The 18,772-nt window shown below is 52.7% G+C and carries 22 protein-coding genes and 1 pseudogene; 10 read left to right on the top strand and 13 right to left on the bottom strand.

All coding sequences use genetic code 11. From position 1 onward, the window contains the following. Nucleotides 1-11: 11 nt before the first annotated feature. The 5 genes from A0127_RS09640 (at nucleotide 12) to A0127_RS09620 (ending at nucleotide 6,075) form a co-directional block, all read left to right on the top strand. The gene (locus tag A0127_RS09640) at nucleotides 12-785 is read left to right on the top strand and encodes an MFS transporter (protein ID WP_062390678.1); all 774 of its coding nucleotides are present in this window, start codon (nucleotides 12-14) and stop codon (nucleotides 783-785) included. A gap of 86 nt (nucleotides 786-871) precedes the next feature. Continuing rightward, a complete protein-coding gene (locus A0127_RS09635) occupies nucleotides 872-1,324 on the top strand; it encodes a 4Fe-4S dicluster domain-containing protein (protein ID WP_156471200.1) in 453 nt (150 codons plus the stop codon). Nucleotide 1,325: 1 nt separating this feature from the next. Then, nucleotides 1,326-3,131: an aldehyde ferredoxin oxidoreductase family protein gene (locus tag A0127_RS09630; protein WP_062390676.1), complete on the top strand. Its 1,806-nt coding sequence runs from the start codon at nucleotides 1,326-1,328 to the stop codon at nucleotides 3,129-3,131. Continuing rightward, nucleotides 3,131-4,882, top strand: coding sequence for an aldehyde ferredoxin oxidoreductase family protein (locus A0127_RS09625; RefSeq protein ID WP_231855763.1), 1,752 nt, complete (start codon nucleotides 3,131-3,133; stop codon nucleotides 4,880-4,882). Before A0127_RS09630 ends, A0127_RS09625 begins: the two co-directional genes overlap by 1 nt. After that, nucleotides 4,879-6,075, top strand: coding sequence for an NAD(P)/FAD-dependent oxidoreductase (locus tag A0127_RS09620; protein WP_062390673.1), 1,197 nt, complete (start codon nucleotides 4,879-4,881; stop codon nucleotides 6,073-6,075). Before A0127_RS09625 ends, A0127_RS09620 begins: the two co-directional genes overlap by 4 nt. Nucleotides 6,076-6,088: 13 nt before the next feature. Here the strand turns inward: A0127_RS09620 and A0127_RS09615 are convergent, their stop codons facing one another. From A0127_RS09615 to A0127_RS09595, 6 genes and pseudogenes are all read right to left on the bottom strand, one after another. Beyond that, nucleotides 6,089-6,835: an ABC transporter permease gene (locus tag A0127_RS09615; RefSeq protein ID WP_062390671.1), complete on the bottom strand. Its 747-nt coding sequence runs from the start codon at nucleotides 6,833-6,835 to the stop codon at nucleotides 6,089-6,091. Further along, entirely contained in the window at nucleotides 6,822-7,034 is a 213-nt protein-coding gene (locus tag A0127_RS10780; protein ID WP_231855829.1) for an ATP-binding protein DrrA1-3 family domain-containing protein, read from the bottom strand. Before A0127_RS10780 ends, A0127_RS09615 begins: the two co-directional genes overlap by 14 nt. Nucleotides 7,035-7,223: 189 nt before the next feature. Further along, nucleotides 7,224-7,753, bottom strand: a pseudogene (locus A0127_RS10775) (ABC transporter ATP-binding protein); the annotation flags it as partial. A gap of 58 nt (nucleotides 7,754-7,811) precedes the next feature. Next, complete coding sequence (locus tag A0127_RS09605) at nucleotides 7,812-8,837, bottom strand: arsenic resistance protein (RefSeq protein WP_062390670.1); 1,026 nt, start codon at nucleotides 8,835-8,837, stop codon at nucleotides 7,812-7,814. Further along, a complete protein-coding gene (locus tag A0127_RS09600; protein ID WP_062390668.1) occupies nucleotides 8,834-9,322 on the bottom strand; it encodes a universal stress protein in 489 nt (162 codons plus the stop codon). Before A0127_RS09600 ends, A0127_RS09605 begins: the two co-directional genes overlap by 4 nt. Nucleotides 9,323-9,428: 106 nt before the next feature. Further along, nucleotides 9,429-9,809 (bottom strand): putative zinc-binding protein, encoded by a 381-nt coding sequence (locus A0127_RS09595; RefSeq protein ID WP_082781422.1) that lies wholly within the window; start codon nucleotides 9,807-9,809, stop codon nucleotides 9,429-9,431. Between the two features lie 203 nt (nucleotides 9,810-10,012). Here A0127_RS09595 and A0127_RS10770 point away from each other — a divergent pair, with 203 nt between their 5' ends. Beyond that, nucleotides 10,013-10,192 (top strand): hypothetical protein, encoded by a 180-nt coding sequence (locus A0127_RS10770; RefSeq protein ID WP_231855762.1) that lies wholly within the window; start codon nucleotides 10,013-10,015, stop codon nucleotides 10,190-10,192. Further along, nucleotides 10,189-10,578, top strand: coding sequence for a NifB/NifX family molybdenum-iron cluster-binding protein (locus A0127_RS09585; protein ID WP_054841302.1), 390 nt, complete (start codon nucleotides 10,189-10,191; stop codon nucleotides 10,576-10,578). Before A0127_RS10770 ends, A0127_RS09585 begins: the two co-directional genes overlap by 4 nt. 19 nt (nucleotides 10,579-10,597) lie before the next feature. On the opposite strand, the gene A0127_RS09580 is transcribed toward A0127_RS09585, so the two are convergent. Then, nucleotides 10,598-11,332: a sulfite exporter TauE/SafE family protein gene (locus A0127_RS09580; RefSeq protein WP_062390666.1), complete on the bottom strand. Its 735-nt coding sequence runs from the start codon at nucleotides 11,330-11,332 to the stop codon at nucleotides 10,598-10,600. Between the two features lie 116 nt (nucleotides 11,333-11,448). Between A0127_RS09580 and tdt the strand changes: the two genes are divergently transcribed. Next, nucleotides 11,449-12,483, top strand: coding sequence for a TDT family transporter (gene tdt, locus A0127_RS09575; RefSeq protein WP_231855761.1), 1,035 nt, complete (start codon nucleotides 11,449-11,451; stop codon nucleotides 12,481-12,483). On the opposite strand, the gene A0127_RS09570 is transcribed toward tdt, so the two are convergent. Both A0127_RS09570 and A0127_RS09565 read right to left on the bottom strand, forming a co-directional pair. After that, nucleotides 12,461-12,943 (bottom strand): GbsR/MarR family transcriptional regulator, encoded by a 483-nt coding sequence (locus tag A0127_RS09570; RefSeq protein WP_062390663.1) that lies wholly within the window; start codon nucleotides 12,941-12,943, stop codon nucleotides 12,461-12,463. The genes tdt and A0127_RS09570 overlap by 23 nt on opposite strands. Before the next feature lie 90 nt (nucleotides 12,944-13,033). Next, nucleotides 13,034-13,351, bottom strand: coding sequence for a hypothetical protein (locus A0127_RS09565; protein ID WP_062390661.1), 318 nt, complete (start codon nucleotides 13,349-13,351; stop codon nucleotides 13,034-13,036). 150 nt (nucleotides 13,352-13,501) lie between these two features. Between A0127_RS09565 and A0127_RS09560 the strand changes: the two genes are divergently transcribed. Beyond that, nucleotides 13,502-15,199 (top strand): radical SAM/SPASM domain-containing protein, encoded by a 1,698-nt coding sequence (locus A0127_RS09560; RefSeq protein ID WP_231855760.1) that lies wholly within the window; start codon nucleotides 13,502-13,504, stop codon nucleotides 15,197-15,199. A 25-nt stretch (nucleotides 15,200-15,224) separates the two neighbouring features. Here A0127_RS09560 and A0127_RS09555 read toward each other — a convergent pair whose 3' ends face one another. After that, on the bottom strand, nucleotides 15,225-16,175 hold the full coding sequence (locus tag A0127_RS09555; RefSeq protein ID WP_062390659.1) for a SufB/SufD family protein: 951 nt from the start codon (nucleotides 16,173-16,175) through the stop codon (nucleotides 15,225-15,227). Then, nucleotides 16,159-16,884, bottom strand: coding sequence for an ATP-binding cassette domain-containing protein (locus A0127_RS09550; RefSeq protein WP_062390926.1), 726 nt, complete (start codon nucleotides 16,882-16,884; stop codon nucleotides 16,159-16,161). Before A0127_RS09550 ends, A0127_RS09555 begins: the two co-directional genes overlap by 17 nt. A gap of 134 nt (nucleotides 16,885-17,018) precedes the next feature. Between A0127_RS09550 and A0127_RS09545 the strand changes: the two genes are divergently transcribed. Then, nucleotides 17,019-17,459, top strand: a complete 441-nt coding sequence (locus A0127_RS09545; RefSeq protein ID WP_054841299.1) for a putative zinc-binding protein — start codon at nucleotides 17,019-17,021, stop codon at nucleotides 17,457-17,459. On the opposite strand, the gene A0127_RS09540 is transcribed toward A0127_RS09545, so the two are convergent. After that, on the bottom strand, nucleotides 17,456-17,782 hold the full coding sequence (locus tag A0127_RS09540; RefSeq protein ID WP_054841298.1) for a NifB/NifX family molybdenum-iron cluster-binding protein: 327 nt from the start codon (nucleotides 17,780-17,782) through the stop codon (nucleotides 17,456-17,458). The genes A0127_RS09545 and A0127_RS09540 overlap by 4 nt on opposite strands. Next, nucleotides 17,775-18,671: a cation diffusion facilitator family transporter gene (locus tag A0127_RS09535; protein WP_062390657.1), complete on the bottom strand. Its 897-nt coding sequence runs from the start codon at nucleotides 18,669-18,671 to the stop codon at nucleotides 17,775-17,777. The genes A0127_RS09540 and A0127_RS09535 overlap by 8 nt, the downstream gene beginning before the upstream one ends. Nucleotides 18,672-18,772: the final 101 nt, after the last annotated feature.

The following is an 18,772-nucleotide window of genomic DNA, read 5'->3' as shown; positions in this document are numbered from 1 at the left end:
AGCGAGTCTATATGGACATCAGGGTTCTGGGTCACGCCGAGGCAACCTATACAATAGTCTATACCATAGCCGTTGGAGTCGCGGGCTACATAATGGACGTGGAGAGCCACAGGCTCGCCTTCATCTTAGCTGCAGGCCTGCTTCTTATTGCGGCACTCTCAAGGCTCCCCTTTCCGGACCTTAGGGGAGAGGTAGAGGAGGAGAGCGAGCTACCCTACAGGGATAAGCTGATTCTGGGCATGGTAGCGATGTTTATGATAGCAGGAACCGGAATGCTGATGATGATTCCTGCGATTCCAATCCTCGAGGTTAGAGTCCTTAACCTCTCCAACACTGTAATCGGAATCGCCATGGCGATAAACAGCCTTACGTACGTACTCTTCTCCGAGCTGTGGGGAAGGGTTATCACTCGGCCTTCCCACGTCATAAGGGTCTTTCAGCTTGGCTTCATTGCCATTGGTGCCATGGCAATGGTCTACTTCGCGAGCACTTCAGCCTGGTACGTTTACCTCGCGAGTGCCCTCTGTGCCATTGGAGGTTCAGCCATCTCAATAGGCTGGCAGGCCTTCTCGATGGGAATCCCTGACTACAGGACAGAGGATCTCTCGGCGCTCCACCTGACGACCTGCGGGATAAGAGGGCTCTATGCCCCCCTCCTTGGGAGCCTTTCCATAGAACTCGTTGGCGTTAGGAGGACTTTTATAATTGCCGCAGTTCTCGTTGTGAGCGCTCTCTTCATGGCTGAGGCGCTAATAAGGCCCCTCAGAGAGCGGTTCGAGTTTTAGACTTCCCACTTTTGTCCACAACCTCAGGTTTATGTTTGAAAAGTCTTTTATATGAAATTTTTTTAAAATAATATCGGTGATGAGAGTTGCCATACCTGATAGTTCATGAGGACAAGTGCATAGGGTGCCGCACCTGCGAGATGGTCTGTTCTCTCAGCCACGAGGGAGTTGTAAACCCCGATCTCTCGAGGATTCACGTGCTCGGCTACAAGGGAGAGAAGTTTCCGATAATGTGCCTCCAGTGCGAGGACGCTCCCTGCGAACTAGTCTGCCCGATGGAAGCAATCCACATGCAGGGGGGCATCAGGATAGTTGACGACGAGAAGTGCATCCGCTGCAAGATGTGCACCCTCGTATGTCCCATAGGAGGAGTTCTCTACGACTACATCAACCACCAGATGATACGCTGCGACCTCTGCGGCGGAGACCCCCAGTGCGTCAAATACTGTCCAATGAACGTCATAGAGCTCGTTCCGGACGACGCCGTCCCCGAGGCGAGGAAGAGGGGGGTTAGAATCCTCTACGGGGAGGCGGATTGAAATGTTCGGCTACGCTGGAAAAATCCTCTTTGTGGACTTGAGTACCCGCCTCATCAAGACGATCCCCACTGACAAGTATGCAGCTGACTTCTTGGGGGGCAGGGGGATAGCCACCAAGATTGCCTACGACCTAATTCCACCGGATGCAGACGCCCTTGACCCCGAGAACGTACTGGTGATGATGACCGGCCCGCTCACTGGTGTTGCCCCGTCAAGTTCTAGGATAGACATCGTATCGCTCTCGCCCGTGACTAACCTGCTCGGTGGGAGCAGTGCAGGAGGAGATTTCGGCGCGGCCCTCAAGTTTGCCGGCTACGATGGGATCGTTATAACCGGGAGGAGCAAGGAGCCAACGTGCATACGCATCATAGACGACGAAGTTACCTTCCACGATGCAGAGGCCTGCTGGGAGTACGACGTATACGATACCGTTGACTGCGTAAAGAAGCTCGGAAGGGAGGACGTCCAGGTCGCGTGCATCGGAAAGGCGGGCGCCAATCTCGTTAAAACAGCGGGGATAAGCTTCTCGAAGCGCAATTTAGCGGCTAGAGGCGGACTTGGGGCAGTAATGGGGAGCAAGAACCTCAAGGCGATAGCAGTCGCGGGGACGAAGGGGGTTAAAGTGAGGGACACGAAGAGGCTCATGGAAGTTAACTTCGAAATCCAGAAGAGGATAAGGGAGAGCCCGGCCTTCAAGAAGTACGAGAACTGGCACGCAAACATCGCGCTCTCCCTGCTGAAAGCGAGGAGGCCCTATTTCGGCGACTACGAGGAGGACTACTGGGAAGAAGCAGAAGAAGCCGTCAGGAACGCTAAGAGGTTCTTCGAAGAGATGGCCACGCTAAGGCCAAACAGCTGCTTCTCCTGCCCGCTGAGGTGCTGGGCCTGGGTCGAGTACAAGGACGAAGAGGCTCCAATGGTGGCCTGCCAGGGCACTTTTCCGGCTATACTCTTCATCCTCAAGATAAAGGATCCAGAACTCGCCTGGAAGGTCTACCTGAGGCTCCAGAGGGAAGGGATGGATATAATGGGTACAGCGGCTGTGATAGCCTACGCTTCCCGCCTTGGTCTCGTGAAGCTCGGAACTGAAGATATACTTTGGCTTATAGATGAGATAGTGAACCGCGAGGGTCCAGGGAACGTGCTCGCGGAAGGTGTGAAGAGGGCAAGCGAGCACTTTGGCGTTCCAGCCGTTTACGTCAAAGGTGGGATGGAGTCCTGGAGCAGCGACGTAAGGCCGTTCCGCGGAGTAGCCTTAGCTGGAGCGGTCTCGGAGAGCGGGAGTATAAGCAGGGCAATACACGGCTTCCCAGCTTCATCCTACTACACAAAACCCGAGAAGGCCAAGAAAGTGGCGAGGGAGATAGTTGGTGATGAAAGCGCCGCAGAGCCAACCAACTATAAGGGGAAGGCAAAACTGGTCGCCTACTTCGAGAACGAGCACATCATAGCTGACTCCCTCGGTGTCTGCGACACGCCGATGCTCTCAATCCCCCTTGAACTGTGGGCCGAAGCCTTCACAGCGGCAACGGGGATAGAAATGAGCCCCGAGAAGCTCCACTTCTACGCCGAGAAGATAAGGACTCTTGAGAGGATGTTCAACGTCAGGAGGGGCGTTAACAGGGAGGAGGACACCCTCTCACCCAGGCTCTTTGAGAGTGTAATCCGCTCTGGCCCATGGAAGGGGGTCAAACTCGACCGGGAGAAGTTCGAGAGGATGAAGGACGAATACTATAAGCTGAGGGGCTGGGACGAGAGAGGTATTCCAACTGAGGAGACACTGAGAAAGTATGAACTTGAGTGGTGATGGTTATGTTCGGATACACTGGAAAAATCCTCTTCGTTGATTTAGGCTCGAAGACTCTCAGAACGGAGCCGACCGAGAAGTACGCCAAGGACTTCCTCGGCGGCAGGGGGATTGCCACAAGGATACTTTACGAAAACCCCGATGCGCTGGTCTTCATGACCGGGCCGCTGACCTCGTTCGTGCCCTCGGGCTCAAGGATGGACGTGGTGGCAGTTTCTCCCGTAACGGGACTGATAGGGGGAAGCAGTACAGGTGGAGAGTTCCCCTCTGCCCTGAAGTTTGCGGGCTACGACGGAATCGTGATAACCGGAAAGAGCGAGAAGCCTGTTTACCTAAGGATAGAGAACGGGGAGGTCTCGATAGAGAGCGCCGAAGAGCTCTGGGGGCTCAACGTTTTTGACACGATAGAGGCCCTCACTCACGGCCACCCTGACCTTAGGGTTGCATGCATAGGCAGGGCCGGTGAAAACGGGGTGAAGTTCGCAGGGATTTCTTTCTCCCACAGGAACCTCGCCTCGAGGGGAGGTCTCGGCACCGTCATGGGTGCCAAAAAGCTCAAGGCCATCCTCGTCCACGGAACGGAGGGGACTAAACCCTACAACCCCGTTGAGCTGATGTCCGTCTTTGAGGAGATTCAGGAGAGCATAATAAGCAGTGGCGAGTTCCTCCGCTTCAAGGACTGGCACGTGAACTTCATCCCGACGATACTGAAGCTGAGGATGCCCTACTTCGGGGACTACGAGAGGGAATGGGAGAAGGCGGAAGAGGCCGCTATGAAGGCCAGGGAGTGGTTTGAGGAGCACACGGTTGGCAGGGCAAGTTGCTTCTCCTGCCCGCTACGGTGCTGGGGACTGGTGAAGTACGACGGGGAAACCCTGCCGATAAACCTCTGCCAGGGGACTTTTCCAGCGGCAACGTTCACGCTTAAAACGGAGGATCCTGAGCTCGCCTGGCGGATTTACAGGAAGTGCCAGAGCGAGGGGCTTGACATGATGAGCACCGTCGCGGTCGTTGCCTACGCCTCGCGCCTTGGTCTCGTGGAGCTAGGAACTGAGGAAGTCCTTGAGATGATAGAGAAAATAGTAACTAGACAGGGAGAGGGTGATATCTTAGCTGAAGGCATCAAGAGGGCCAGCGAGCACTTCGGCGTTCCTGCCGTTTACGTTAAAGGAGGAATGGAGTCCTGGAGCAGCGACGTAAGGCCCTTCGTTGGTTCCGCGCTCATCTCGGCTGTGGCCGATTCAGGAAGCGTCAACCGCGCTCTCTACGGCTTCCCAGAGTTCTACTATTATATAAAGAAGGAGCAGGCCGAGATGATGGCGACCAGGTTCGTTGGAGACGTTGAGGCAGCCTACCCATGGAGCTACTCGGAGAGCAAAGTCCGCTTTGCAGTCCTCTGGGAGAACCTCCACATCATAGCCGATTCTCTCGGCGTCTGCGTGATAGCGCTCCTCACCACACCGCTGAAGCTGTGGGCAAAGGCCTACGAGGCGGTAACCGGGGAGAAGATAACCGAGCAGGAGCTCATGACTGTGGCGGAGAGGACGAGAACCCTTGAAAGGCTCTTTACCCTCAAACACGGAGACAGAAAGGACGACCTCTCTCCAAGGCTCTTCAGGGACGAGCCGAAGCTGGACAGGGAGAAGCTGGAGGGGATGAAGCGGGTTTATTACTCCCTGAGGGGCTGGGACGAGAATGGCGTTCCCAAGCCTGAAACGATTGAAAAACTTGGATTGGGTGATCTGGTATGAGGCACGTCATTATAGGTGCCGGCGGTGCTGGAACCGCCGCGGCTGAGACGATAAGCGCTAACTCTGAGGATGAAGTGATAGTGATAAACCGCGAGAAGGTTCTCCCCTATTCGCCAGCGGCTTTGCCGTACTACATCGAGGGGACCGTGAATAGGAACGAGCTGTTTATCTGGAACTGGCACTTCATCCGCTCCAGCGGGATAGAGTACCTCATGGGGAGGGAGGTCGTGAAGGTTGACACAGAGAGGAAGAAGGTCGTCCTCGACAACGGTGAGGAGATAGAGTACGACAGGCTTTTGATCTCAACAGGAGCTGAGCCGAAAATAATCCCACAGTTTAGGAGGGGAAACGTTATCGGAGTGAGGAGCATAGAAGACGCAGACAGGCTGAGGAAGGTCAGGGGGAGGGTCATCATAATCGGGGCCGGCCCAGTAGCCGTTGAAACCGCAATAGCACTGAAGAGAATCGGGGCTGATCCGATAATCATCTGCCGCTCAAGGATTCTAAGGAGGCTCTTCGACGAGGACATCTCCGACATCATAAGGGACGTCATGATACTCAACGGAGTCAAGGTTCTCTTCGAGAAGAGCATAGAGCTCATAGGGGACCCCGCGGAGGGCATAAAGGCGCCATGTGGGGTTGTCTACGCCGACCTTATAGTTGCCGCCCTCGGCGTCAGGCCCAACATGAGCTTCCTCGACGGTAGGATCAAGCTCGGAGAGCACGGCGGGATTCTGACCAACGAGAGGATGGAGACCAACGTCAAAGATGTTTACGCCGCCGGGGACTGCGCGGAGACGAGGGATCTAATAACAGGGAACTACGGTATCTTCGCCATCTGGCCCCTCGCGAGGGAACAGGGCAGGGTTGCCGGCTACAACATGATGGGAATCGAGAAGCACTACCGTGGATCGATAAACATGAACGTCATAACGATCTTCGACAAGGTCTTCGCCTCAATTGGGACTTTCACCGGGGCGAGAAAGGAGATATGGCACGGCTCACACATAGCGAAGCTCTTCATAGAAAACGGCAGGCTTAACGGGGCACAGCTCGTCGGGAAGTACGCCCTCCAGTACGCTGGAGCCGTAGAGTACCTCGTCAGGAGCAGGAGGCCGGTTAAGATAGAGTCAATGAGTGACACGAAGTCCTTCATAAGGGAGGTGTGGGAAAAGGTGAAGGCAACAGCATAAAAAATGAAGCGCTTCACGTGAACCTCCTCTCAAGCACCCTGTTGTGCACCCACGAGCCGCTCAGGAAGAAGGCCACCGCAAAGATGGCCAGCATCATCAGATCAATCCAGACCGGAAGGTAGCCCTCACCGAGGGAGTGCTTCACAGCATCAACGTAGTAGGTGAGCGGTGACACCAAGGAGATTGCTCTTCCGTAGGCTGGCAGCTTATCTAGGGGGACGAAGATCCCGCTTATGAAGAGGAGCGAGAACTTGACGAGAGAGGAGAGCATCATGACATCCGCCGGAACATCCGTCGGCGGGTAAGAGGACATCAGGATGGCCATCGCGGAGAAACAGGCTAAAGCGAGGAGGGTGCTCCCAAGGAAGAGGGCAAACCCCGGGTGTATCCCGAGGTAGAGCATCGTCGGTACTGAGACGGCCAGAGAAACGCCGAGCCCGAAGTAGAACGAAGCCTGAAAGTCACCTAGGAGGACGGTGGTTAGAGAGACCGGGGCGGTTATTAGCCTCTCAAAGGTTCTCCCCCTGCACTCCCAGGGGACTATTGTTGGTCCGACTGCAGTTGAGGTGAAGAAGACGGTCATTCCGACCAGGCCAGCGAAGAGCGTCTCCCCGCCCAGGTTCCTTCCGATGAGAAATGCAAGGAACAGGAAGAACGGGAAGAGAAGCCCCATTATCACGACCGGCCCCTTGAGGTAGAATATGAGCATGTCCTTCTTTGCTATAGCGAAGGAGCGCCTGAACTGGTCAATCGCGTTCATCCTTACCACCTACCAGCTCCACGAAAACGTCCTCAAGGGAAGGGGTGAACGTTTTCAGGCTCACTATCCTCAGTCCCTTTTCCTCAGCGTAGCGGACGAGTTCCTTTATCGTCGCGTCCGGATCATCTGTATGTATTCTCAGCTTGTCGCCCTTTCTCTCGACCCTTGATGCACTGGAAACTGAGATCTCTTTGGGCATCGGGTCAAAGCTGATCTCGACTGAGACGTGCTTTTTGCTCAGGGTTTTGAGCCTCTCCGGCGTGTCTATCGCTATCAGCTTTCCCCTTCTTATTATCGCCACCCTATCACAGAGCTCGTTGACATCTGCCATGTTGTGGCTCGTGATGAAGACAGTCTTCCCGTTCTTCTTTTCCGCCCTAATTATCTCCTTTATCATCCTAGCACTGATAACGTCGAGCCCGCTCGTCGGCTCATCGAGGAAGTATAGTTCGGGATCGGCTATCATTGCCATTGCTAATATGAGCCGCTGTCTCATCCCCTTTGAAAAGCCCCGCACCTTGATGTTTCTTTTCTCGTAGAGGTCAAAGAGCTTAAGGAGTTTAACCGAGCGCTTCTCTATCTCTCTTTTGGACATCCCGTAGAGCTCGCCCATGAGCCTTAGGTTTTGCATGGCCGTCAAATCCACGTACGGGTTGGCAGTCTCGGGCACTATCCCTATTCTCTCCCTCGCCTTTATCTTCTCGCCCTCGTTCAGTATGTTGTAGTCGAGAACTCTAACGCTACCCCCGCTGGGCTTTAAAACCCCGTGAGCATCCTTATCGTTGTGGTTTTTCCCGCCCCGTTGGGCCCGAGGAAGCCGAAGATCTCGTTAGTCTTGACAGAAAAGCTAACACCGTCAACGGCGAGAAAGGAACCGTAGTATTTGGTGAGGCCAACAACCTCGATAGCATTTTCCATTTTTATCCATCCCCTGTCAAACATTTCACTGAGGGAGTAAAAAGATTTGGAAAGAAACTCATGGGACGGGCTCGGCTTCCTCATGAAGGACTTTGCAGTTCCAGAGGCTGGCTATCTTTCTCCACATCTTGACGTAGCCAACCAAGAAGGGTATCTGGACGATTGGAGTGACCGCTGGGGCTATTGCCATAAGCCCAGTGCCAGCGGCGAGTGCTATTGCCATTGCAGTCCCCTCGTTCTTTCCGACTGATGTGAAGGTTATCGCCATGTGGTCCCTGTAGGGTATCCCAGCGGCCCTGTCAACGAGAGTCATGAAGAGGAGCGCCGTGGTGTAGTAGATTACCAGAGGGATGAGGGCCAATCCAACTATGCTAGGTTTGCTGGCTATGAGCTTGGCCTTCTCCATGAAGATGAGGAAGACTATTGTGTACATGCCGAGAAGTGAGATCGCTGGAAAGGCAGGCTTTATCCTAAGGAAGCCCTCCGTTCCGAGCTTTTTGATGAGGTACCACCTCGTCAGGACGCCGAGTATCATAGGGGTTATGACGACTATTATGATTGTCTTGATTAGGAGCCAGACTGAGATGCTGACGTGGTAGCTTGAGGCGAATATCTTGAGCCATCCTGGGACAGTGACTATAGCCAGCGTGAAGCTGAGGGCGACGACGATCGTTGCGAGCTCTATGTTGCCCTTTGTGAAGCCGGTGTAGGCTATGCTCATCGAGGAGCAGGGGACTACCACAGCCAGGAGAAGACCGAGGGCCAGCTGGTGGTTAAGGGGGTGGAACAGCTCCGTGAGCCATATTGCACCATACATGATGAGCGGAGAGATAATGAGACCCATCGTGAGAGCTATGGTCAGTTGCTTTCCGAGCTTCGCGCTGTTCTTCAGTTCTCCAAGGCGCAGGTTTATCATCATCGGGTAGATCATGCTAATAACGACGAGCATGTTGAGCGTCTTGAGCGTGCTTTTGTACTTCTCAACGTCCGCGTGCGTTCCGACGTAAAAGCCCGCTATCATGGCAAGCGTAACGTAAACGGGGAGGTACTTGTCGAGGTGGTTCTTAAGTTTTAACCAGTTCATTCTTCCTCACCTCCTAATTTGCACTTTGGCTTTAGGAGCAGAACCGGTCTGAGGGTCTTTTTGACAACGCGCATTGCGGTGGAGCCGAGGAGCTCCTTTGAGAAGCCGAGCTTTCCATGGGTTGGAAGAAGTATGAGCGAGACGTCCTCCTCCTCGGCAACTCTAACTATCTCCTCCCACGGGATTCCGAACCTAACAACGGGCTTGACCTTCTCCGTCTTGAAGATCCTTTTAACGTCCTCCACCTTGGACTGGAGCCTTTCCATGGCCTTCATCTTCAGCTTCTCCTCGACCTCCTTCAGCTCAAGCTCCTCGTTCTCGTAGAGAAGGGAGTAGCCGTTCATTAGGTCTTCAATGGCTCCTTCGTCTATGACGTGGAGCAGGATGACTTCCCCTACTGGCATTTCATTAACCCTTTCGAACCTCTTGGCGGCTTCTTCTGCACCTTCACTGAAGTCCGTTGGGAACAACACCTTCCGGAACATGAGTATCACCTCATTTGGCAAGTTTTTCATTTTAATTCAATTTCATATTTTAGGGTGGCCTAATCATTTAAAAGCATTGCTGGACAGAATTGGGTAAAAGATGAGATTAGAGCTTCTCAAGAACCTCTTTAACCCTCTCTACCAGGTGGGCCGCGGCCAGCCCAACATCGTCCACGACTTCAATGGCAGGGTTTCTATAGCAGGGCATTTTAATGCCAAGCTCCTCTTCGAGGTTGAGGTGTTCATCATAGTGTATTCTGAGGGCTTCAGCACGTTTTTTGCCGCACTCATCCGAGCAGGAGTCCACCACCATCACGTACTTAGCCTTGGTAATGGCATCTTTGACGTTCTCAACTCCGGTGGCATCCATGCTCAGGGGACAGAGCGCAACATCATTACCAAGCTCCTTAAGGGCCTCCCTGACGACCAATTCCGAAAGGGAGTTGGCACAGACAATTATACACAATTTGGAAGTCCCCATCGTCATTCACCTGCAATGTTCTCATCTACTTTAACCTGTATATGTCTTTGCCTTTATCCAGGCGAAGAGCCTGACGAGGAGTATCATCAAAAGCCTGAGTGAATGCGTTAATGGAACGAACGAAATCTATCAAGCACTCTCGGAGAGGGGTTTGAACATGCCCCCTCTCAACGCTTTACTACCACCTTTCGGCCCTTGAGAACGCGGAAATGATCGAGATGGAACGTTATGGAGAAGAAGGTGGAAGAGCACCTGAGAAGCTCTGGAAGCTGAAAGTCAGGAGAATTGGGATAGACCTCGTAACAGGGGAGATATTCAAGGGAGTGACTGCGTGCATATGCACAAGATTTATATCTGAAGAAACTTTCATAAATATGGTGGTACCATGAGGATCGCACTTCCGGTTGATGAAGACCTTGGATTGGAAAGCCCGATGAGCGGACACTTTGGAAGGGCTAGGTACTTCGCATTTGTGGACGTGGAAGACAACGAGATAAAGGGCGTTGAGGTAGTTCCGGTTCCCTTCGAGGAGCACGGTCCCGGCGATTTACCAAACTTCATAAAGGGGCACGGTGCAGAAGTTGTCATTGTCTACGGAATGGGGAGAAAGGCGATGGAGTATTTCAACCAGTTTGGAATAACGGTAGTGACAGGCGCCTACGGAAAGGTCGGAGATGTGGTTAGGGCCTTCATCGAGCAGGTTCTCGAAGTTGATCCCTACTGGAAGGAGAAGATAAAGAGCGAAAAAGAGGAGAAAGGGCACTGCAAGCATTGACTTTTCCATCTTTAGGAACTCAAAGAACCTTGAAAATCATCTTCAGCGCTATCAGGTAGAGGATCACGCCGATTATTTTCTTCACTTGCTCCGAGCTCATCTTGAAGTGCATTAGGTGTGTTCCGAGCCAGCCGCCCGCTATCGCCGAGATGGAAACAACTCCGAGGAGCTTCCAGTCGAGAGCACCCATACCCCAGTACGTGAGGAAGCCGCTCAGCGATGAGAAAAAGACAACCAAAGCTGTTGTAGCTGCAACCTTCTTGGGCTCGTATCCTAGCATTATGAGGGTAGGGCTTATTATACCCCCACCGCCGACGCCGAGAAGTCCGCCAAGGAACCCCGCCAGACCTCCGATGAGCGAGCCCTCAACGATGTGGTTTCCACTCCCGTCCCTCGGTCTCGGTCTGAAGAAGATCATCATCGTGCCGGAGTACAGGAGGAATGCTATGAAGACCCAGAGAACGTACTCTTTGGGCATGAACTTCCCGGAGTAGGCTCCGAGTGGGGCAAAAACCGTTGCCATGACCAGTATAGGCAGGCCAAAGCGGTGGTCGAGCTTGCCGTGCTTGATGTTCTTAATCGTTGCCGAGAGCATCGAGAGGGTGTTTATGAAAAGGCCAGTGGGCTTCGCCACCATGAGCGATATTCCGAGCCACGTCATAGTCGGGACTATAGCTATCGCGCTTCCGACTCCGCCGATCGAGAACACAACGCTCAGGATGAACGCTATGATGCCGATTGTTATGTAGTCCATTAGGCCCACCTCATTTTTGTTGTCATGCCGAATGAACTGATGCTCATTTAAAAAGTTTTTGAAATATGAAATTGTCTTTGTGGGGTAACTTTTTTAAGCTCCCTAAAATCTGCTGGATGAAAGAAAAAACAAATGGAGGGAAGTTCATGGAAAAGCTGAGGGAATTCAACCCGGCAGCCTTTGCCAGCGTCATGGGGACAGGAGCAGTGGCCATAGCATCCTACCATTATGCCGGATACTTAAGCTGGTTGCGGGAAGTTGGAATTGGGCTGACTTACTTAAACTTCATCCTGTACTTCGTCCTGCTAATTCCTTGGCTTTTGAGGTGGGTGCTCTACCAGAAGGAAGCCCTGGAAGACCTCAGGCACCCTTCCAAGGGTCACTTTTACGGTACAAGCGGGGCTGCCACCATAGTTCTCTCCGCGCAGGCGTTGGCGATACTGAAAAACCAGACACTTGCATGGTATCTGTGGATCTGGGGGCTGGTTTTGACGTTCATATTCGCGTTCTGGATGTCCTACGAGGTGTTCATAGCTGGGGAAGTTGACCTCAGGCATCTCTCCCCCGCCTGGTACATACCGCCCGTCGCCCTGGTGATAATCCCCTTTGGAGCGGCTTTCATGAGAACGACGACGGGATACACTCAGGAATTAACCGTCATCGTTAACTACCTCGGCTGGGGAGCGGGCTTCTTCCTCTACCTGGTGCTCTACGCAGTTGTCACACTGCGCTTTATCAGGCACGAACTCATGCCTCCCCAGATGGCCCCCCTTATCTGGATGAACCTCGGCCCCATTGGGGCGAGCATAACAGCTCTCTTCGCTCTGATAGAGAACTCTACGATACCAATACCAAAAGAACCTTTCATGGCGTTCGCATTCTTCCTCTGGGGGCTCGGCTTCTGGTGGCTGGTAATGGCAACCGCCATGACCCTCCACTACATCAAGAACTTGAGCCTCCCATACAGCGGTGCGTGGTGGGCCTTTGTCTTTCCCCTGGGAGCCTTCGTGAACGCCACAAAAGACTTAGGAGACACGTTTGGACTGAAGCTCATGTCCCTCTTCGGCTTTCTCCTTCTCTGGTCACTTCTGGCAATCTGGCTGGCAACTATAATAAAAATGGCCGGTCCTAAGAAGAGCGGGAAGAGCTAATGCACTCACTCTCTTTCTCTTCCAGCTCTATTATCTTTTTGAGCATGCACTCGAGAACGTCGAGTTCCTTCTTGACGTCCTCAAGCTGGCGCTTCCGTCCTTCATCAGCTTCATCCATGAGCTTTTCCACAATGGACTTTAGCGGCTTTATTTCCCTCTCGAGCGTGTCCTTGGGTATCTTCAGGAACTTCTCAAGGAATATCGGCACTGCTGTAAAGTATTTTATCCTGCCCCTCCTCTTGCAGGTGACAAAATACTCCCTCGTAAGCTTGCTGAGGGCTATTGAGATTGAGGACCTGCTGAGTCCAGTCTCCTTTGCCAGTTCGGAAATCGTCATAGGCTCTCCGTGGAAGAGAAGAACAGCATAGACCCTGGCCTCTGTTGACCCATAGCCCCATCTGGTGAGCATCCTCTCAACTATTTCTATGAACTTTGTTTTATCCCTCGCATTCACTGGCATCTTCGTCCCCCCACAGATTAAAATTCTAGAACATCCCCTATAAAACCCTTACCAAAAAGAAAAATGAAAGGAGTTCGAAAATCGAAGAAATCACTCCTTGGCGGTGGCTATGATGGCACCGCCGATCAGAGCAATCCACGCGCCGATGGTCCAGAAGCCGCCATCGAATGGCATCGTAATAAGAGCTAGGATGACGATGCCCCAGCCGACTGCCGACTTATTCTTCTTGTAGTATGCTGCCAGACCCATAATGAGGAGGCTGAGAATTATCTCCACCCAGCCCACTGTCGTGTAGCTTCCGTAGTGCCAGCCGTAGAAGGTCTTGTTGGCCAGGACGACTATACCGTCTATTAGTATTAGTAAAGCACCCAGCAGGGCGGTCCAGAGGCCAGTTTTCGCGGATGCCATTTTGATCACCTCCGGGGGTTTTCATTGTGGGGTTCACCTTTCAATATTTAAATTTTTCGGTTATTTTTAACATATCAAAAATGTTAGAAAAAACTAACATTACGAAAAATTTATACGTGAATGTTATTGATTTTCTATTGGGTGGTGAAAATGAGGAAGGATGAAACCTCTCCAGAGAAAATGGTCGCCGATGTCATTAGAGAACCGTTTCCGAAGGCAATGAACGCCCCAGGGGTAGTGGAGGAGCCAGAAAAAAGCGAAGGAAACCAGCTGAGCACAGCGCTTACAGCGTTCAAATTGATACTCGGAAACCCACTCTCTAGGGCATTGCTGAGACCTATGCTCAAACGCTATGAAATAAACGGCAGGGAACTGCCTGCCCTCTACTGGGCACTAAGTGTCTACGCTGGTGAGAGCCTCAACGAGCCGATGATGATACGCTTCCAGGCTGATGTCCTCAAGGTTCTCCTCAAGCTGGGCATAAAGCTCGCGAGGGGCGACGAAGAGGCAGTAAAGGAGGCCCTTTTGAGGGACCCGCACATAAGGCGCGGCATCTGGGTCGTCCTCGAGGGCATAGCGAAGTACGGAGTAACGGTTCCTCAGAAGCTGGCAGGGCCCTTCCTCATAGTCTGGAACTTCACAAACATGTGCAACTTCCGCTGCAAGCACTGCTATCAGAGGGCCGACAGACCCCTTCCGAGCGAGCTCTCGCTGGAGGAGAAGCTGAACCTTGTCGACCAGCTAGACAAGGCAGGAGTAGCTGCAGTTGCCCTCAGCGGCGGAGAACCCACAATCCACCCTGACTTCTACCGCATCGTCAAGGAGCTGGCAGATAGAGGCATCCACACTTCAGTGGCTACGAATGGCTGGACTTTCGCGGACAAGGAGAAGCTCAAGAAAGCTATCGACCTCGGTCTGAAGTACGTTGAGGTGAGCGTTGATTCTGCAAAGCCGGAGAAGCACGACGAGTTCCGCGGGATTCCAGGGGCTTGGGAGCACGCGGTGAAGGCCCTTGAGAACGCTGTTGAGCTGGGGATCAGCCACGGAATGGCAGTGGTTATGGACAAGGAGACGTACCAGGAGATAGACGACATTCTTGACTTAGCTGAGAACATCGGCGTAAAGCGCGTCATATTCTTCAACCTTGTACCAACTGGAAGGGCCGAGGAAATGGTGAAGGTTGACCTGTCACCCGAAGAGCGCGAGGAGTTCATGAAGGAGGTCTACCACCAGATGAAGAAGAGAAAGCTGGAGATACTAACTACCGCGCCACAGTACGCAAGGGTTACGCTCCTCGAGAGCGGAGGAAAGAATGTCACCCCCGCCCACTTCTACATCGGCGAGAACAACGCCGTCAGAACCCTTGCGGAGTTCATCGGTGGTTGCGGCGCCGGCAGAATATACGCGGGAATAGAGCCCGACGGGACAGTAGTCCCATGCGTCTTCCTGCCACTGCCGGTTGGGAACGTAAGAACCAGGAGCTTCAAGGACATCTGGGAGAACAGCAGAATATTCAACCTGCTGAGGGATAGGGACAACTTCACGGGCCAGTGCAGGAATTGTCCGTACAGAAACATCTGCGGCGGTTGCCGTGCGAGGGCATACCACTACACCCTCGACCTTCTTGGCGATGACCCAGGATGCATTATCAACAAGCGCCTGTGGGAGCAACTTGTGAAAGAAGGAAAGCCCAAGGGTATCAGCGAGGTCAGCTGGGTAGATGAGAGCGTCGTCCTGAGGAGGCCTGCACTTTACATACCGAGCTACTACCGGGCCGTTGAGGTAACCGGGGAGAAGCTCCTCTCCTCCGTCTCAACAGGTCAGGGAGTTAAGGCCTACCGCCTCTGAATCTCTTTGTCTTTTCAGTTATCCTTCATCCACCTAGCAGTCCCTTTATTATCAGCTCCGCTGCTTCTTCCTCCGTTAATCCCTTCGCCATCAGTTGCATTAGTTGGGCCTCGTTTATCCTGCCTATCGAGGCCTCGTGGGTGAGCTCGGCCTTGTCGTTCTTCACCCTCAGAAGCGGGACGGTCTGAACATCGGCGTTCCCCTTGACTATCTCGTGGCACTCTATATGTCCCTTCGCGTAGTCCCCGAGGCCGTAGGCCTCGTTCACGACGTTCGCCCTCGCTTCATCGAAGGCTATAACAGTGCTCTTGAGGTTTGCCCTCGAATGTGCTCCCTCAAGGTAGGCGACCTCCTTTACTTCAACAGAGTCATCCTTGACAGCCTTGACCTTTGACTCAAGCTCAAGGACAGCCCTCTCGCCGAGCCTGGCCACCATCTCAAGCTTCAGCTCCCTTGCCCTGTGCTTCGTGAGGGAGAACTTTCCGGTGTAGCGGGCGTTCTTACCGAGCTCGACCTCGGTCTTGCTTATCATCCTCACGCCCTCTCCATGAATGTGTTCATCTTCATAAGAGACCTGGGAGTTCTCGTCTGCTTTTATGATCGTCAGTGCCTCGTGGGTGAAGTCCCTCGCATAGGGAAAGATGCAGTGCGAGGTGAACTTCACCTTCGAGTTCCTGCCAACCTTGATGTTGAAGATAACCCTCTGATAACCCTCGCTCCTCAGGTAGCCTGTGCAGAGGTGTATTGGAAACGGGAGTTCAACATTGTCTGATATCTCGACATCCGCTTTAACGCCGTTCTCTATCTCCTCTCCCTTTATCTGAACCCCAGGGACGTTGTTGAGACCGATGATCCTGTCTCCGCTTATGATTATCGCCGCTATCCTGTCACCGAAGAGAGATGTATCGAGGCCTTCCTTTTCATAAACCTCAAGTAGGGCCTCGTACTCCTTAACGCGGTCAACCTTTATCGCCATCCTCCATCATCCCCGTCAGAAAGCATCTTCCGCAGGTCTTTTTATAGTACTCAACAACCTCACGAGAGAACCCCTTCTTGAGGAGCCCGCCAGCGCAGACGAAGTACGCGAAGTCGGTCTTGGCGGCTATTTCCTCGTGGTGGGTGATGAGAATTACCGTAGTCCCCACCTTTCTGAAGTACTCCAGAACGTCCTCAATAAGTTCTCCTGCGGTTATGTCGAGTCCAGAGTCAGGCTCGTCGAGTATTGCATACCTCGGCTTTAGAAGGAGCAGGGATGCAAGTTCTATTCTCTTTCTCTCGCCGCCGCTCAGGCTCTTATCAACGAAGCGGTGAGCGTAAAGCTCGTACGGAAGTCCAACGAGGTCGAGAACTTCCCTGATCTCGTTTTTATCTGCTTTAATCTTCCCTCCGAGGGTAAGATATTCCTTAACGGTTATCCCGTCGTAGCGCGCCGGCTCCTGCCAGAGCAATGTGATCCCCAGCTTTGCCCTCTCAGTCACGCCCAGTTGGGTTATGTCCCTCTCATCGAGCAGGACTTTGCCCTCGGTGGGTTTGACTACTCCCATTAAGATGTGAGCGAGAGTGGACTTTCCTGCCCCGTTGGGACCGAGGATTGAATAGGTCATATCCTCCTTGAAGCGCATGTTAACTCGCTCTATTATCCTCCTGCCGTTCACTTCATAGGTTACATCCCTCAAACACAGCATAGGCATCAAGAGAATCTCATATGAAAGAAATTTAAAATTTTCTGGACAGTTCTGCCCAGAACTCTTGGTTGGAAACCAATACATATGAAAAAGATTTTAAATGAATATGATTTGCATAAATTGAGGTGATTGAAATGGCCGAGAACGTTGATATGGAGAAGCTCCCGAAGTTCCTTCCGAGCTGCCATAAGGAAGCGGAGAACCTGGACATCATATTCACCTGCTCAGGAGCGGCGAGCGTTGGAAAGATAGGCCACGAGGTTGGTGTTCTGCTGACCAAAGCGGGCCAAAACGCGAGGCTCTGCTGTACCACCGCGGTTGCTGCCGGCTCAGAGATGCACCTCGACATAGGAAAAAGGGCGAGGAGAGTGATCGTCATAGACGGATGCCCGATGAAGTGCGCCACCAAGGTTATGGAGAAGGCCGGAATAAAAGTGGACTACAGCTTCACCGTCACGGACTTCGGAATGGCAAAGCAGCCGACCCTCGACATAAGTGATGAAGATGTCCTTAAGGTCGCCCTCGCAATAGCCGAAAAGGTCGGAATGAAGCTTAACGTCAACAGCAAACCTTAAGTTTGAAGGCTCCCGAGGACTTCCTCTACTCTTTTTCCTGCCCCAACTTTGATTATCCTGACTCCACCAGCGTCGAGTATCGCCTTTCCCTTCGGGCAGTCCATAGGAGTCAGCAGTACGTTCACACCCAGGTTGACCAGAAACAGGGCCACCTTGGAACCAGCTCCGTAGGGCTCTTTTCGGTAAGGGTTCTCAACGATCTCCACGTTTTTTACTTCCCCGCTCTCCAAATCCACAAGCGTGAAAGTCTCCGCCCTCACGAGGCTCTCATGCACTTTGTCTTCAAGTCCACCCTCTGAAGTTGGGACTGCTACCCTAATCACTTTTCTCACCACAGATCGTGTTTTTATCTTCACACCGACCAGCTTCAAGCTGAACCGTTACGTGAGTTATTCCAAAGCGTTTAAGCTTTTCCTCAATCTCGTCTATGAACTTCTGCGCCTCGCTTATCGGCATGTCGTCAACCTCAACGTGGCATTCGAAGTGGATTTCCTTCTCCCCAATTCTCCAGACGTGGAAGTGGTGTGCGTTCCTGATGCCAGGAATACTCTCGATTTCACGCTTTATCTCCTCAAGATCCAAATCCGGCGCCGCTTCCATGAGCACCTCAATGCTCTCTTTCAGTATCGCGTAGCCCTCTTTGAAGATATACAGCGAGATTAGAACCGTGATGAGGGGATCTATCCAGAGGATGCTCCACCATATTATTGCAACGCCGCCGACCACGACTGCAACGGAAGAGAGCGTGTCGCTCAGGAGGTGGAGATAAGCGGAGCGGACGTTCATACTCTCGTGGGCGTGCTCGTGGAGGAGGAGAACGGAGACTAAGTTGGCAAGGAGGCCGATTAGGGCAACGCCGAGCATCAGAGGGCCGTCTATCGGCTCCGGGTTCTTAAAGCGCCTGTATGCTTCAACGAGAAGGAAGAGCGCAACACCAACCAGAACGGCGGAATTAACGAACGCTACCAGAATTTCAGCCCGCTTGTAGCCGAAGGTGTACTTCTCGTTCTTTTCCCGCTCGCCTATCTTTATGGCCAGATAGCTCGCTAGAATGCTCATCGAGTCGCTGAAGTTGTGGAGGGAGTCGCTGAGGAGGGCAAGGCTTCCGGAGAGGATACCGCCGATAACCTCGGCTAAGGTTATCACAATGTTGAGAGCGAAGGAAAACAACATCCTACCCTTCAGCTCCTCGTGGTAATGACGGTGGGCCATTTTTATCCCATTTTCAATTTCTAAATCTCAGTTCAAAAGCCTTTTGCGATTTAAACCCATAGTTCTCAACTAAATCCTTTTTAAGGTAGCACTCCGATATG

It is taken from the genome of Thermococcus peptonophilus, from assembly GCF_001592435.1.
Taxonomy (GTDB): domain Archaea; phylum Methanobacteriota_B; class Thermococci; order Thermococcales; family Thermococcaceae; genus Thermococcus; species Thermococcus peptonophilus.
The sequence above is the reverse complement of the archived record's forward strand: the minus strand, read 5'-3'. Positions and strand labels throughout refer to the sequence as shown.